Below are 13889 nucleotides of genomic sequence, written 5' to 3' on the forward strand. Positions count from 1 at the left end.
GGGAAGAAACAGCTCCGGCGATGTCCAGCGCCCCTTAGGGGCGCGGGGAACTGCGCGACCAGCCCCCGCGGACCCGCAGCCGACGCACCGGCAACCAGCGGAGCTACCCGCGCCGGTACTCGGTGCGCGCATGCCGATCGAACGGGCTCACCTGGACGGTCGCGCGGATGCGCGGGAACCCGAGGTCGGCCTCGGGGTCGGTACCCAGCCCCGGGTGCTCACCCCAGACCACGGTCACCTCGGTACCGGGCTCGGCGTGCGCGGAGTCGATCAGCGTCTGCGCCAGAACCGTGCCGACGGGATCGATCGACGCGGTCTGCATGGTCGTACCGACCAGACCGGCCGAGGTCTCCACCCGGTGCCGGGCGTAGGTGAGGACGAAGCCGGGGTCCTCTCCCCCGCCGACCACCCGGCGCACGTCGTCGGCGTCGAAGACCAGCGTGACCTTGGTGCGGCGGGGTTCGTCCTTCGCCTTGAGCAGGGCGTCACGGCCGTGGAAGTTGTGCCCGAAGTGGATCAGCTTGCCGTAGCCCAGCTCGTACGGGGAGACGTAGTAGTCGGCGATGTCCTCCGAGAAGTAGCTGCCGTTGAGGGGACGCTTTCCCTCGATGCCGAACAGGGGCAACCAGGCGCGGTATTCCGCGAGTTCGGGGTCGCCGTAGATGCCCGGGACCGGCGAGGGGATCCAGCCGCTCTCCACACTCGGCGTCGTGTACGCCAGCGCGCCGACCTGGACCAGGCCCAGCGGTTCGCCGGCCTTGAGGAAGGCCTCGTGCACGTACGCCGCGTGCTCCCACGGGCCGATGAACTCGTAGCCGGCCTGCCCGGCCATGCCGTGGCGCAGCGCCTCGAAGGAGCGGCCGTCCAGCGTGACCGGCGTCGAATGGAAGAACTTGGTCTCCGGCAGCGGCCCGCCGAAGACCTTCCCGATCACCTCCAGCGCCAGCGGACCCTGGATCTGGTAGCGGAACAGCTTGGGGTCACCGCCGCCGGGACGGAAGGCGGAGGACGCGTCGGTCTCGAAGCCGACGTCGTAGCCGCCCTTCTCCGCGTGGTACTGCACCCAGTGCTGGGCGGCGGGGACACCGCTGAGGAGGTACTTGTCCTCGGCGTGCCGGGCGAGGATGCCGTCGGTGACGATCTTGCCGTCGCGGGTGACCGGTACGTACTGCTTGGCCTGGCCGACCGCGAACTTCTCGAAGTTGTTGGCGCCGTACTCCGCCAGCACGCGGGTGGCGTCGGGGCCCTCGATCCACAGGTCGAACATGTGGTGCGAGAGGTTGAGCAGCGCGACGCCCTCGTGCCAGGCCGCCTGCTCCTGACGCCAGCCGACGTACTCCCGCTCGACCACCTCGGGGGTCCACGGCTCGGCGTTCGGCTGCCACAGCAGACCGATGGCCGAACCGGCCTTGTCGATGCCGTCCTGAAGACTGGGGATTGCCATTGCGGCTCCTCTCAAAGCCAATTCCCTGAAGTACTAGATCGATCTAGTGACGCGGCTCGTCACCTCGTGACCGGCTCACTTCGGGAAGGAAAAAGGGGGATCGCTAGAACGATCTAGCGCAAGCTAGCAGAAGCGTTTGGAGCTTGGCGAGACTCGTGCGGCGCCTTTCTGTACGGGCTCCGCACGCCGCTCTCCGACGCCGAGACCGGACGGTCGCCCGCCCAGGCGGCGGCCACGCACACCGCGTGCAGACTGGAGCGGACGTCGTGCACGCGCACGCAGAACGCACCGGCCGCGGCGGCCAGCGCGGACACCGCCGCGGTGGCCGCGTCACGGTCGCCCGGCACCGAGTCGATCCCCGCCCGGTCGCTCAACGCGGCACCGATGAAACGCTTCCTGGATGCCCCCACCAGCACCGGGAACCCGGTGGCCCGCAGGGCCGGCAGATGGGCAAGGAGTTCCCAGTCGTGGGTCGCGCACTTGGCGAACCCGATTCCGGGATCAATGATGATGCGCCCCGGATCGATTCCGGCCGCGGTGAGTGCCTCCACGCGGCGCAGCAGTTCGGAGGTGACGTCGCCGACGACATCGCCGTAGACCGCGTGGCGGTCCATCTCGCGGCTGGGCGCACGCCAGTGCATCGCCACGTACGGCACCCCGGTCTCCGCGACGACGGCGGCCATGGCGGGATCCGCCAGCCCGCCGCTGACGTCGTTCACCAGACACGCGCCGGCCTCGATCGCGGCGCGGGCGACCGCGGCGCGCATGGTGTCCACGCTGACGGCCACCTCCGCGCGCACCAGTTCCCGCACGACGGGCACCACACGGGCCAACTCCGCCTCCACCGAGACGGGTTGGGCTCCCGGCCGGGTGGACTCGCCGCCCACGTCGACCAGGTCCGCGCCCTGCTCGGCGAGGCGCAGGCCTTGTTCCACGGCCCGTCCGGTCTCGGCGTACCGGCCACCGTCGGAGAACGAGTCGGGAGTCACGTTCAGGATGCCCATCACCAGACACCGGCCGGGTTGCGGGAGCCCCGCCGGGCCTCTCGGGGGTGGTTGCGCGAACGCGCGTCGCATGTCGATCATCGGTCGAACGACCTCCTCCGCCTGCGGGCCGTACGCCCTGCGAGCTGGAAAAGCTAAATCGATATAGCGGGCACGTTACAACGGATTGCTAAATCGTTCTAGTCCTTGGCGGTTCGATTTCGTCGCCGGCCTTCCGACGCCGCCCCTCGACGTGGGCGTAGCGGTCGTGACCGGTCGGAGCGCTGCGGCGCCAGCTGCCGGGCGTGTCCCGGCGGTGGGCGACCACGTCGCCGGGCGGCTCGGCGCGCAGGCGGGCGGGCGACCACATGACCGGCGGCCAGACTGGTCGTGTCACCGACCACCCCCATGGGCGGCAGAGAGCGCGTCTCGGCGATGGTGTCGTCCTCGCCCGCGCGCAGGATGGCCGGTGGGGGGCGACACGCGGCTGGCCTTCCGTTGGCGCGGCGGCGCAGCGCCATCGCCTGTCCCTTCAAGACGGCTCGGCGCACCACCCTCACCCTTCTCTTCAAGACGGCTCTGCGCGACCACGCGAGGGTACGGAGGGACGCGGAACTCCCGGTACGAGCCCGCTTCAGGGTCCTGATCCCCACCGCGCCGTACCGTACGGTTCAGTGCCGCACAAGGCCGGGCAATTCGATCCGCCAGAACCGGTGCACCCGGCGTCCCGTGGCCGCCAGTGCTTCGGCTCCGGTCGGCCTCCTTACAATGAGTGAACGCCGTGTCGCTGGGACTCAGGTGCGCACGACAAGGTCGGAGCATGGGTGATGGGGACGTCCAGAAGAGTCACGCTGAACGACGTGGCCGCGGCGAGCGGTGTCTCCCGCGCGACCGTCAGCTTCGTCCTCAACGACGACCCCCACCAGACGATCTCGGCAGCCACGCGTGACCGGGTGAAGGAAGCGGCCCGGACGCTCGGCTACGTTCCGCACGGCGTGGCGCGAGCGCTGCGCGAAGGGACCTCCCGGGTGGTCGTCCTGAACATCGACGCGGGCATGGAAGGCGCGTACTCCCGCAGCTACATCCACGGCCTCGACGCCGAGTTGGCCGCCCACGACCATGTCCTCCTGGTCCGGCACGGCCGCCACACCGCGCAGTCCACCCAGCAGGTCCTCGACGCCATCGTCCCCCGCGCGGTGATCCGCTTCGGCGAGACGTACCTGACCGGTCACGCCCTCGACGACCTGGGAGGCGGCTGGCGCAACGGTCTCGCCGCGCACACCGCCCTCCAGCTCCGCCACCTCGTCGACCACGGCCACACCCACATCGCCCTGGCGCTGCCGGACACGGAGTCACCGCTCGCCGAGGCCCGCCTGCGCTTCACCGCACACGCCGCGCAGAACCTCGGCATCCCCACTCCGGTACCCTTCGTCGCCCCGCAGGACCGGTCCAAGTCCGCCGACGCCGTCAGCGCGTTCCTCTCCGGCGCCCCCGAGGTGACCGCGATCGCCGGCTTCAACGACGACGTCGCCCTGCGCGTCCTCACCGCCCTGCGCGACCTGGGCCGGCGCGTACCGCACGACACCGCCGTGATCGGCTTCGACGACAACGGCTACGGCGAACACGTCATCCCCTCCCTGACCACGATCAGCGTCGACGGCGAGGCCCACGGCCGGCTCAGCGCCCGACTCGCCCTCGGGCTCGACACCGACGGCCTGGAGCCCCCGCCCGCACGGGTCGTCGTCCGCGAGTCGGTCTGACGGGGCGGGCCACTCCACGGTTGCGGCTTCGCCGTCCCGCGTTGGTGACTGCGGTCCCGTCGTGGTGACTGCGGTCTCCGTCGCGGGGCGGAGCTCCGCGTCATGACGGTGTGCCGCACGCCGTCTCCCGGAAGGTACGCGCTTCAGCTTCACGTGCACGCGTTCACCACCGGGAGCGTCAGCCGTGACCGCCGCCGGGAACTTCCCAACCGGGCCAACGGAGGCGACCCGTAAAGGCGCAGGTCCGAAGCTCGTACGATCCGGAACGTGACCTGCGGCCCACCCGCCGCCGTCCATCCCCTCCAGAAATTCCGCGCCAGGTCCCTTGAGCGCATCGGAGGTGTACCGTACCGTACCGTACCGTACGGTTTACGCCGCCGACGAAGGCTTCCGCTCCTCTCGGCGTGCCCGCCCGTCACTCACGACGCCAGGCGCCGCAAACGGCTACGCCCCGCCGCCACAACGGCCGGCCCCACGCCCTCACCGGCACCCCCCTTACGCATCGCGACGACATGGAGATACCGATGGCACACCTCGAAGACCAACTCCAGGCGGCCGGAGGCCCGTTGGGGCTGCTGCGCAGCGGCCGTTCCGGCGCGTATCCGTTCCCGATCAAGGCCGAGTTCACCAACTGGCGTGACGAGCAGGAGAGTTGGCGCACCTCGGCGGCGCTGATGGACCTCTCCCACCACATGACCGACCTCACGGTCCAAGGACCCGACTGCTACCGGCTGTTGGCCGACGTCGGCGCCAACACCTTCCAGGGCTTCGGCCCGATGAAGGCCAAGCAGTTCATCGCGGTCAACCACGACGGCAACATGATCGGCGACTGCATCCTCTTCTGCCTCGCCGACGACGACGTCCGCCTCGTCGGCCGCCCGCCGGCCCTCAACTGGGTCCAGTTCCACGCCGAGACCGGCGGCTACGACGTCACCCTGCGCCGCGACGAACGCACCGCGCAGAACCCGGACGGCCGTGAGTTCTTCCGGCTCCAGCTCCAGGGCCCGCGCGCCTCGGCGATCTTCGAGAAGGTCAACGGCGGCCCCATGCCCGACATCCCCTTCTTCAGCATGGGCAAGTTCACCATCGGCAAGCACGAGGTCACCGCCCTCAACCACCGTATGTCGGGCTTCCCCGGGCTGGAGTTCTTCGGCCCGTACGAACACATCGACGACATCCGCGACGCCGTCCTCGAAGCCGGCGAGCCCTTCGGAGTCCGTCAGATCGGCGCCCGCGCCTACGCCTCCGTGGCCACCGAGTCCGGCTGGATCGCCAACACCGTCCCCGCCGTGTACTCGGGCGAGAGCATGAAGACCTACCGCGAGTGGCTCGGCGCCAGGACCTTCGAGGCCAACCTCTCCCTCGGCGGCAGCTTCGCCTCCGACCGCGTCGAGGACTACTACGTCACCCCCTGGGACCTCGGCTACGGACACATCCTCAAGTTCGACCACGACTTCATCGGCCGCGAGGCCCTGGAACGCCGGAAGAGCGAGAAGCACCGCCGGAAGGCATGGCTCGCCTGGCACCGCGACGACGTGGCCCGGGTCTTCGCCTCCCAGTACGAACAGGGTGACCGGCGCTTCAAGCACATCGAGATGCCCGCCGCCTTCTACGCCGCCTCCCAGTTCGACCGCGTCGAGAGCAACGGCCGGCTCGTCGGCATCTCGACGCTGTGCAGTTACACCGCCAACGTCCGCGGCTGGATCTCCGTCGTGATGATCGACGACGACGTGCACTACGGCCAGCAGGTCGACCTGGTCTGGGGCGAGCCCGACGGCGGCTCCGCCAACCCCACCGTCGAACGCCACGCCCAGACCACCATCCGCGCCACCGTCACCCGCAGGCCTTTCACCGGCAACAAAGGCTGACAGCGGTCGGCTACGGCGTCTCCCCCGCTCCCGGCGGGGCACCAGGCAGGCGGCTCCCGCCTGGTGCCCCGCCCGCACGACTCCCGCCCGCACAACTCCCCCGCGCACGTGGCGAAGGCGTACCAAGAACTCCTCGCCGGCAACCCCGAGCGACCGACCCCGACCACCTGACATCCCGCGAGGCGCCGAGGCTGAAGCCGACGGCCTCCTCGACGCCTTGACCTGGCCGATCAGTTCAGTCATCCGTATCGCAATACACGGGCGCGGTGTCCGCGTTGGCCTTGGTCACCAGACGGGCATCGATGTGTTCGACCTTGTCTTTCTCATCCCCTCGCAGCAGGGCGAGCGTGTGTGTCACGGCCAGTGCTCCCAGGTCCTGGACCGAGTTGGAGACCGTCGCCGCGAACTTCCCGTCCTTGAGTGCGGCGAGTCCCTGGTCCGTGCCGTTGACGGTCACGATCTTCACGCTGTGCGCACCCGCCGCGTCGAACGCCTGCCGCACGCCGAAGGCCATGTCCTCGTTGGCCACGAACGCGTACTGGAGGTCGGGGTGAGCCTGGATCATCCTGGCCGCGGCGGCCTTGGCCGTCGCCCGGACGAACATGCCCCGCTCGTCCCCCACCACCTGAACGTTGTCCGCCAGGTTCTTGGTGAATCCGTCGACCATCAGGTTGGACGACGTACTCCCGTCGCCGGAGATCACACCGGCCTCGACCGGTTTTCCGGCGGCGTCGTCGTCGACCCACTGGGCGTCCAACTTGCCTATCCCGGGCAGGTCGCTGACGACGGCTCCGAGGATCTCGCTGTCGTCCGAAGGCGTCACCGCGATCAGCGCGATGGGGATCTTCGCCTTCCGCGCCGCGGCGATGTCGGCGTCCAGGGCACTGGCGTCCACGCTGAGCAGGATGATGGCGTCGACCTTGTGCGCGATCATGTCCCGCACGTTGCGCAGTTCCGCGGACTTGCTCCCGTTCGAGTCGGCGGTCCGCAGTTTTGCCAGGTTGTTCGACGTGGTCTTCGTGACCGCCGTCCGCAGACAGGTGTGGAACGACGTGGTGCCCCCGTTGATGAACCCTAAGACGACAGGGCCGGTGGTGTGGGTGCTGTCGGTGGGAACCAGGGTGCATCCGGTGGCCAGGAGACCGAGGCCAACGGCCGTTGCGAGCAGTCGTCTGCTGGACAGGGGCATGAGGAGGGAGCCTTTCTGCTGCACGTGACGTCGGTGTCGAGGCAGACAGCGCTGGGCTGTTGCAGGGGAACCCTGCGATGGGGGAAGAGGAGGTACGGGGCCGCCGTCGCCGAGGCGGACGACGGTGACGCGGATCCGGGCGAGGGCACACGGTCGACTTGGCGACGCGCGGACGGGTCGCAGGATGGGCGTGAATTGCTCAACGGGGCCCATGGGGCGGTGGCGCGGCCGTGAAGAAGGCCGAAGTCGAACACGCCGCGGTTCTGACGCCGGGGCACCCGCGCACCCGGTTCCGCCCCTTTGCCCCGGCGTAAAGCGATGCCGTCCTGAAGCGCGGCCGTTCTCACGAGGCTCGCTTTCTTCCGGCGTTCGCCCAGCCATGAACTGGAACGTTCTAGTGGAAACGCAGAAAAATCCTTCTCCGCGTGATTGACATGAAGGAGACGGGGCAGAATTCACCGCTGAATTCGGCCCAGGCGGGAAGCTAGCAGAGCGAATCTCCGGATGGCGAGGGCACGGTGGCGCAACCTTTGCTTGCGTTCCGCGCATGCTCGCGCTCCGTACCGCACCACCCGCCGGCGAAGCCAACGTCGCGTCTCCCGGTGCGCACGTCCGCAGCCGAAGCCTGGACCGAGGGGCTGCCCCGCCTGGTTAACGAGCCGCAGGCGGGGGCACAAGATCCGGCAGGCAGAACCGGACGACGATCCAGAGACCGGGGAGACCTGATGAACACGATGAGCGTCAACGTGGCAACCGTCCGCTCCGCGACGTCCCTCGCCGACGCGCGCGAAAGAGCCCGGGACTTCCTCGGAGGTCTCGACCGGCCGATCGCGGCCGAGGCCGCCGACACCGTGGCCCTGGTCGTCTCGGAACTCGTCACCAACGCCCTGCGCCACGGCGGCGGCACCTGCACCCTCGACCTGACCGCGCACCCGGACGGCATCGAGGTCGCCGTGCACGACCGCAGCCCCCAGACGCCGCGCATGCGCACCCCCGACCTGAACGGCGGCACCGGAGGCTTCGGCTGGCCCATGGTCAACCGCCTCGCCCGGGCCACCACCGTGACCAGCCGGGCCGCCGGCGGCAAGACCGTGAGCGCCCTCCTCGCCCGGTGACGCCGGTGCCTTGAAACAGCAGCCGGGGCCTTGAATCAGCAACTGGTCCCGGCAGCCAACGGGCTGCCGGGACCAGGATCAGGAGTGGTGCCCTACTTGGGCTTGATGGCGTCCTTGGCCTTCTCCTTGGCCGCGCGCAGATTGCCCTTGGTCTCCTCGGCACGGCCCTCGGCCTTGAGGGACGCGTTGCCCACCGCTCCGCCGACGACCTTCTTGACCTTGCCCTTGGTCTGCTCGACCTTCGCCTTGGCCTTCTCGTTCGCAGCCACAACCACTCACCCCTGCCTGTCTCGAATCGGGTTCGCCACCCGTCTCACCGCGGATTCCGCCTTCAAACCGGACAGTTTCCGTACGCACTTCCAGCAGCGCCGGGCCGTCCAGAAAACACAGAGGACACGCAGGAATACAGGTCATTCCGCGGGGCACACGAGGGGGCGGAGGTTGATAACAATGGTTCCTATTCTTCTTGTTCTTCTGCTTGCCCTGATTCTCTTCGGTGCCGGTTTCGCACTCAAGGCCCTGTGGTGGATCGCCGTCATCGTGCTGGTCGTGTGGGTCCTGGGCTTCGTTATCCGCCCCGCGGCAAGCGGTGGTAAGCGCGGCCGCTGGTACCGCTGGTAGGCGGGCACCGAATTCGACAGCACCCGCAAGACCCCACGGTTCGACTGCGGGAACAACACATAATCTCGATGAGGGAGCCGTTCTTTATGAGTGACAACATCTGGGGCTACGAGCCGACCACCGGCCACACCGCGGGCACCGACCTGATCGGCTACACGGTCGAGGCCACCGACGGCAGCATCGGCAAGGTCGACAAGTACTCGGACGACGTCGCCTCCGCGTATCTCGTCGTCGACACCGGCGTGTGGATCTTCGGCAAGCACGTCCTGCTGCCCGCCGGAACCGTGAAGACGCTCGACCCGGCCGAGCGCAAGATCTACGTCGGCCTCACGAAGGACCAGATCAGGGAGTCCCCGGAGTTCGACAAGGACAAGCACGTCGGTGACGCCGGCTACCACGAGCAGGTCGCCAGTTACTACCAGACCCAGCGAGTCGTCTGACCTCAGCATCAGCCCGAAGGGGCCGGCCGGAGCTACTCCGGCCGGCCCCTTCGGGCGTCCGGGGGACCGGGTCCGGAGGCTGCCTTCGAACCCACTCCGAAGTCACCCGGTATGCATTCTCCGAACCGGGGTAGGCCGATTGTTGTCGGCGGACAAGGAACCGGCGGCACGGCGACTGGATCACACGGGAGGGGCCTGACATGACGGTGACGAAGACGGCAGAGACACAGACCGCAGAGGCACAGACCGGGGTGCTGCCGGAGATCGCGGACCCCTCGCGGGTCGCCCCCAAGGACGCCCGCCAGCTGACCAGGCTGTTCTTCGACCAGCTCGCCGTCCTCGAAGAGGGCACGCACGAGTACCAGTACGCGCGCAACACGCTCATCGAAATGAACGTCACGCTCGTCCGGTACGCGGCTTCGCGGTTCCGCAGCCGCGGCCAGGACGAGATGGAGGACATCGTCCAGGTCGGCACGATCGGGCTGATCAAGGCCATCGACCGGTTCGAACTCACCCGCGAAGTCGAGTTCACCTCCTTCGCCGTCCCCTACATCGTCGGCGAGATCAAGCGCTTCTTCCGCGACACCTCATGGGCCGTCCACGTCCCGCGCCGTCTCCAGGAAGCCCGCATCCAGCTCGCCCAGGCCAACGAAGAGCTCCGTAGCCGGCTCGGCCGTATGCCCACCGTCAAGGAACTCTCCGAGCTGATGTGCCTCAGCGAGGAAGAGGTCAACGAGGCACGTCTCGCCTCCAACGGCTACAGCTCCGCCTCCCTCGACGCGGCCATCAGCTCCAGCGAGGACGGCGAAGCCGCGCTGGCCGACTTCATCGGCCTCGACGACAACGCCCTCGAACTCGTCGAGGACTTCAACGCCCTGGCCCCCCTGATCGCCGAACTCGACGACCGCGAACGGCAGATCATCCACATGCGGTTCGTCGACGAACTCACCCAGGCCCAGATCGGCGAGCACCTCGGCGTCTCCCAGATGCACGTCTCCCGCCTCCTCTCGCGCACCCTCGCCAAACTCCGCGCGGGCATGCTCACCACGAACTGACCACACCGGTGTCCGAGGAGGCCGCGGGGTCCTGGCAGACAGCCCGGGCCCCGCGGCCTTCAGGCCCGTCCCGAGCCGGTGTCGCCGACGAACACGGCCCGCCTGCCCGGCACGTCCACTGCCGACGCGGCATCACTTCCGCTCCTTCTCGGGAAAGACGTACTCGTCGAGGAGCAGGCCGGCCGCGACGGCTGCCGGGATGGCGACGAGGGCGCCGATGATGCCCAGGAGCGCGCCGCCGACCAGCACCGCGAGGACGGTGACCAGCGGATGGACGTCGACGGCGAACTTCATGGCCCTCGGCACGATGAGGTAGTCCTCGGCGAGGCGGAAGACGACGTAGAAGACCGCGGTCGCGATCGCGATGGGCAGGGAGACGGAGAGCGCGACGAGGCTGACGACGATTCCGGCGAGGGTGGAGCCGACGATCGGGATCAGGTCCATCAGGGCGGTGAAGATGCCCAGCGCGGCGGCATACGGGACGCCGGTGGCCGCGCACCAGCCGAAGGTCGCCACTCCGGCGATCCCCGAGGTGACCAGGTTGCCGAGCATGAACTTGCCGATGCGGTTCATGATTTCCTCGGCCACGCCCTCGACGCGCTCGCGGCGGCTGGCCGCCACGAAGCGGTAGCCGAACTGCTTGATCGTCGGCAGGGCCGCCATGCAGTACAGGGTCACCGTGATCACGATCGCCGTGGACGTGACCGTGCTCAGAACCAGCTGCCCGGCACCCAGGACGCCTCCCGCCAGACCGGACGCTCCGGATCCCGAGCCGATCTGCTCCTTGGCCTTCTCGACCACGTGGTAGCGGTCCTCCAGGCGGCCGATCGTGGACTGGTGGTTGTGGAGCTGCTCCAGCCAGCCGGGCACCGCGTCGACCAGCGCGCTGATCTCCTTGGCGACCGGCGGAATGACCAGCGCCAGGAATCCCGCGAGCACGACGACGAATCCCGTCAGTACGATCGCGACGGCCCAGCCGCGCCGCAGACCCCGGCGCGTGAACCAGACGACGAGTGGTTCCAGGCTGATCGCGATGAACACGGCCAGCAGGAGCAGGGTCAGCATCGAGCTGACCCGCAGCACGGTCTGGACGGTGAGCCAGGCCAGACTCGCCCCCAGCCCCAGAGCGAAGCCGACCGTCACCCAGGACCGCCTGCGCCCGCCGCGTGATGCTCGTTGCGGAGGCTGCCGGAACTCCCGTACGGCGTCGGCCGGTCCGTCGTCGGAGCCGTTCAGGTCCGCCCCTTCCGGCCCGCCGTGCTCGTCCCGGGTGGACCCGGACTCGGACTGCGCAGACATCGTGACGCCTTTCCTCGGCTGCCTCCAATGGGTGGGTGGCACCGTTCCCGGGTACCCAGGCACTCCGCTCGTACCGCGTACGCGCGGAGCCCGTCTGTCCGGCCGATGCGCCGGGAGCCGGTCACAGGGGCGTACGCAGTGAACTACGGCCGTCCCGCCAGGCGTTGAGGAGATGGTTCCCGAGCCGGTTCTCGGTCCATTCGGTGGCGTCGGCGCCGAAGGCGATGTCCTCGTCGAGCGAGGGATCGCTTTCGAGGAGGCCGCCTACGACGTCCCGGCGGACGATCTGCTCGTGGACCGCGTCGGCCTCGACGTGCTCGGCGTAGAAGTGGACGGCGGCAGCACCCGCGCCGATGCGGCGCAGGCCGTGGGCGAGACGTCGTGAGCCGGGCGACGAGGTGGTCTCCACGGCCGCGAAGTGGCCCACCAGGGCTCCGCGCAGCACCCGGTGCAGTCCGAACAGGGACATGAGGTTGACGTTCGTCAGCATCTCCGCGCCGGCCGCGTCGAGATAGTGCCCGTACGCGGTGTCGAGGCCGAGGTCCGTCATCAGGTCGGCGAACAGCCGGGCGTGGATGCGCTCGGCCCGTCCGGCGCCGAACTCGTCGTACTCCACGGCGACCATCGCGGCCTTCGCGCGTCCCGTCAGCCGCGGGATGACCCAGGCGTGCGGATCGGCTTCCTTCAGGTGATAGAGGGAGCGCTGCGCCGCGTACTCCCGGAAATGCCACAACTCCCCTTGTTCCTTGAGGAATTGGGAGGGTCCTTCGGGCTCGGCGGGTTCCACGAGCAGGTCCGCGAGCGCGTCCTCCGCCCCTCTCGGCGGGCCGACGTCGGCGCGCAACGCGGACAGGAAGCGGTGCTCCATCTCCGCCCGCAGCCGCAGCAGGCCGGGGTCCCACTCCCACCCGGGTTCGACGCCGGCGAAGCCGCGGTAGTGCAGCTCGTAGCAGAGGTAGAGGGCGAGTTGCAGATCGTCGCCGTACGGGTCGGCGTACGCCGCCGTCACCCGCTGCGGCAGCGGCGTCCCGGCGGGGCGGGTCAGGGCCTGGCGGACCGTACGGGAGAGGTCGCCCCTGCTGCGGGGCAGCGCGGGGCCCGTGGTGTGGTCCCGGGTGGGCGGTGCGGTGGTGGTCATGGGGTCCGCCTCTTGGCTCGGGCACGGTGGCTGGTGTCGCACCAGGGGTAGGAGCGGCTGCGGCGGCAGACGCAGAGGGCGACGACGAAGCGGTCCGAACACACGGTGGTGCCGTCGTCGAGCACGACCTCGACCGGTCCTTCGAGGAGGATCGGCCCGTCGTTCGTCAGCGTGACGCGGTGCGCGGGCTCAGCGGGTCCGTTCGGCACGGATGATCACCAGCTCTTCCTTCTCCTCGCCGGCGTCGACGAGCCCCTGCTCCCGCAGCCACGGGGTGCGCGAGCGGAGTACGGGACCGAAGGGCACCAGACGCCGGTCGGTCACCCGGGCCTCGAGTCCCGACCGCTCCAGGGCGGCCAGGGTCGGCGCGATGCCGCACAGGGTGGAGTGCACGAGCAGCAGCGCGCCGCCGGGACGCAGCGACGTGTGCGCCCTGCGGCAGATCCGGTCCAGCAGGAGGCGTCCGTCGGCACCCGCGTCCCACGCCACCGCGGCACGATGGCGGCCGGGAGCGGCTCCGGGTGCCGGGACGTAGGGCGGATTGCTCACGACGAGGTCGAACCGGCGGCCGGCGACCGGGCCGAACAGGTCACCGCGGAGGACTTCGACGGACAGGCGCGCGAGCCGGGCGTTGAGGCGGGTGGCGAGGACCGCCCGGTAGGTCCGGTCCACGGCGGTGACGTGGGCGCCCCGCCGGGCGGCGGCCAGGGCGAGGGCACCGGAACCGGTTCCCAGGTCCAGGACCGCGCCTCCGGCGCCGACGCGCTCCCGGTCCAGTGCCCGCGTCAGCAGTTCGGTGTCGTGCTGGGGGGCGTACACCCGCCACGGCGCCAGTACCGTGGCACCCCCGCCGTCGTCTCGCGCCGTCGTGCTGAACACCCGTACACCTCACAGCCCGCGCCCCGAGCGTGTCACCGGACGCACCCGTCGGGTGGTTCCATGCGAGGAGGCGCCTCACGGGCGAACCTCATAGGGAA

The 13889-nt window shown here is 69.5% G+C and carries 14 protein-coding genes; 6 read left to right on the forward strand and 8 right to left on the reverse strand.

Annotated elements, in window-relative coordinates; all coding sequences use genetic code 11:
- Nucleotides 1–103: 103 nt before the first annotated feature.
- Together OO69_RS05510 and folP are read right to left on the reverse strand one after the other, a co-directional pair.
- Nucleotides 104–1444 (reverse strand): aminomethyltransferase family protein, encoded by a 1341-nt coding sequence (locus OO69_RS05510; RefSeq protein ID WP_033279271.1) that lies wholly within the window; start codon nucleotides 1442–1444, stop codon nucleotides 104–106.
- Between the two features lie 113 nt (nucleotides 1445–1557).
- On the reverse strand, nucleotides 1558–2529 hold the full coding sequence (gene folP / locus OO69_RS05515; RefSeq protein WP_234444343.1) for a dihydropteroate synthase: 972 nt from the start codon (nucleotides 2527–2529) through the stop codon (nucleotides 1558–1560).
- Nucleotides 2530–3254: 725 nt separating this feature from the next.
- Between folP and OO69_RS05520 the strand changes: the two genes are divergently transcribed.
- On the forward strand, nucleotides 3255–4187 hold the full coding sequence (locus OO69_RS05520; RefSeq protein WP_033279272.1) for a LacI family DNA-binding transcriptional regulator: 933 nt from the start codon (nucleotides 3255–3257) through the stop codon (nucleotides 4185–4187).
- A 524-nt stretch (nucleotides 4188–4711) separates the two neighbouring features.
- Nucleotides 4712–6055: an aminomethyltransferase family protein gene (locus OO69_RS05525; RefSeq protein ID WP_033279273.1), complete on the forward strand. Its 1344-nt coding sequence runs from the start codon at nucleotides 4712–4714 to the stop codon at nucleotides 6053–6055.
- Between the two features lie 235 nt (nucleotides 6056–6290).
- Here the strand turns inward: OO69_RS05525 and OO69_RS05530 are convergent, their stop codons facing one another.
- Nucleotides 6291–7268, reverse strand: coding sequence for a sugar ABC transporter substrate-binding protein (locus tag OO69_RS05530; RefSeq protein WP_234444344.1), 978 nt, complete (start codon nucleotides 7266–7268; stop codon nucleotides 6291–6293).
- 701 nt (nucleotides 7269–7969) lie between these two features.
- Between OO69_RS05530 and OO69_RS05535 the strand changes: the two genes are divergently transcribed.
- The gene (locus OO69_RS05535; RefSeq protein ID WP_033279274.1) at nucleotides 7970–8359 is read left to right on the forward strand and encodes an ATP-binding protein; all 390 of its coding nucleotides are present in this window, start codon (nucleotides 7970–7972) and stop codon (nucleotides 8357–8359) included.
- 92 nt (nucleotides 8360–8451) lie between these two features.
- Here the strand turns inward: OO69_RS05535 and OO69_RS49940 are convergent, their stop codons facing one another.
- Nucleotides 8452–8628 carry a CsbD family protein gene (locus OO69_RS49940; RefSeq protein ID WP_078652302.1) on the reverse strand — a complete coding sequence of 59 codons (177 nt, stop codon included), beginning with the start codon at nucleotides 8626–8628 and terminating at the stop codon, nucleotides 8452–8454.
- A gap of 181 nt (nucleotides 8629–8809) precedes the next feature.
- Between OO69_RS49940 and OO69_RS05540 the strand changes: the two genes are divergently transcribed.
- The 3 genes from OO69_RS05540 to OO69_RS05550 all read left to right on the forward strand — a co-directional run bounded on the left by OO69_RS05540 (nucleotide 8810) and on the right by OO69_RS05550 (nucleotide 10475).
- Nucleotides 8810–8980, forward strand: coding sequence for a hypothetical protein (locus OO69_RS05540; RefSeq protein ID WP_033279275.1), 171 nt, complete (start codon nucleotides 8810–8812; stop codon nucleotides 8978–8980).
- 86 nt (nucleotides 8981–9066) lie between these two features.
- On the forward strand, nucleotides 9067–9420 hold the full coding sequence (locus OO69_RS05545; protein ID WP_033279276.1) for a PRC-barrel domain-containing protein: 354 nt from the start codon (nucleotides 9067–9069) through the stop codon (nucleotides 9418–9420).
- A gap of 200 nt (nucleotides 9421–9620) precedes the next feature.
- Nucleotides 9621–10475, forward strand: coding sequence for an RNA polymerase sigma factor SigF (locus tag OO69_RS05550; protein WP_033279277.1), 855 nt, complete (start codon nucleotides 9621–9623; stop codon nucleotides 10473–10475).
- Nucleotides 10476–10607: 132 nt separating this feature from the next.
- On the opposite strand, the gene OO69_RS05555 is transcribed toward OO69_RS05550, so the two are convergent.
- The 4 genes from OO69_RS05555 to OO69_RS05570 all read right to left on the reverse strand — a co-directional run bounded on the left by OO69_RS05555 (nucleotide 10608) and on the right by OO69_RS05570 (nucleotide 13791).
- Nucleotides 10608–11774 (reverse strand): AI-2E family transporter, encoded by a 1167-nt coding sequence (locus tag OO69_RS05555; protein WP_234444345.1) that lies wholly within the window; start codon nucleotides 11772–11774, stop codon nucleotides 10608–10610.
- Between the two features lie 121 nt (nucleotides 11775–11895).
- Nucleotides 11896–12912 (reverse strand): iron-containing redox enzyme family protein, encoded by a 1017-nt coding sequence (locus OO69_RS05560; protein ID WP_051800787.1) that lies wholly within the window; start codon nucleotides 12910–12912, stop codon nucleotides 11896–11898.
- Complete coding sequence (locus tag OO69_RS05565; RefSeq protein ID WP_033279278.1) at nucleotides 12909–13121, reverse strand: CDGSH iron-sulfur domain-containing protein; 213 nt, start codon at nucleotides 13119–13121, stop codon at nucleotides 12909–12911. The genes OO69_RS05560 and OO69_RS05565 overlap by 4 nt, the downstream gene beginning before the upstream one ends.
- Complete coding sequence (locus OO69_RS05570) at nucleotides 13102–13791, reverse strand: HemK2/MTQ2 family protein methyltransferase (protein ID WP_199810888.1); 690 nt, start codon at nucleotides 13789–13791, stop codon at nucleotides 13102–13104. The genes OO69_RS05565 and OO69_RS05570 overlap by 20 nt, the downstream gene beginning before the upstream one ends.
- Nucleotides 13792–13889: the final 98 nt, after the last annotated feature.

The organism is Streptomyces sp. NRRL F-525 (assembly GCF_000716605.1).
Taxonomy (GTDB): Bacteria; Actinomycetota; Actinomycetes; order Streptomycetales; family Streptomycetaceae; genus Streptomyces.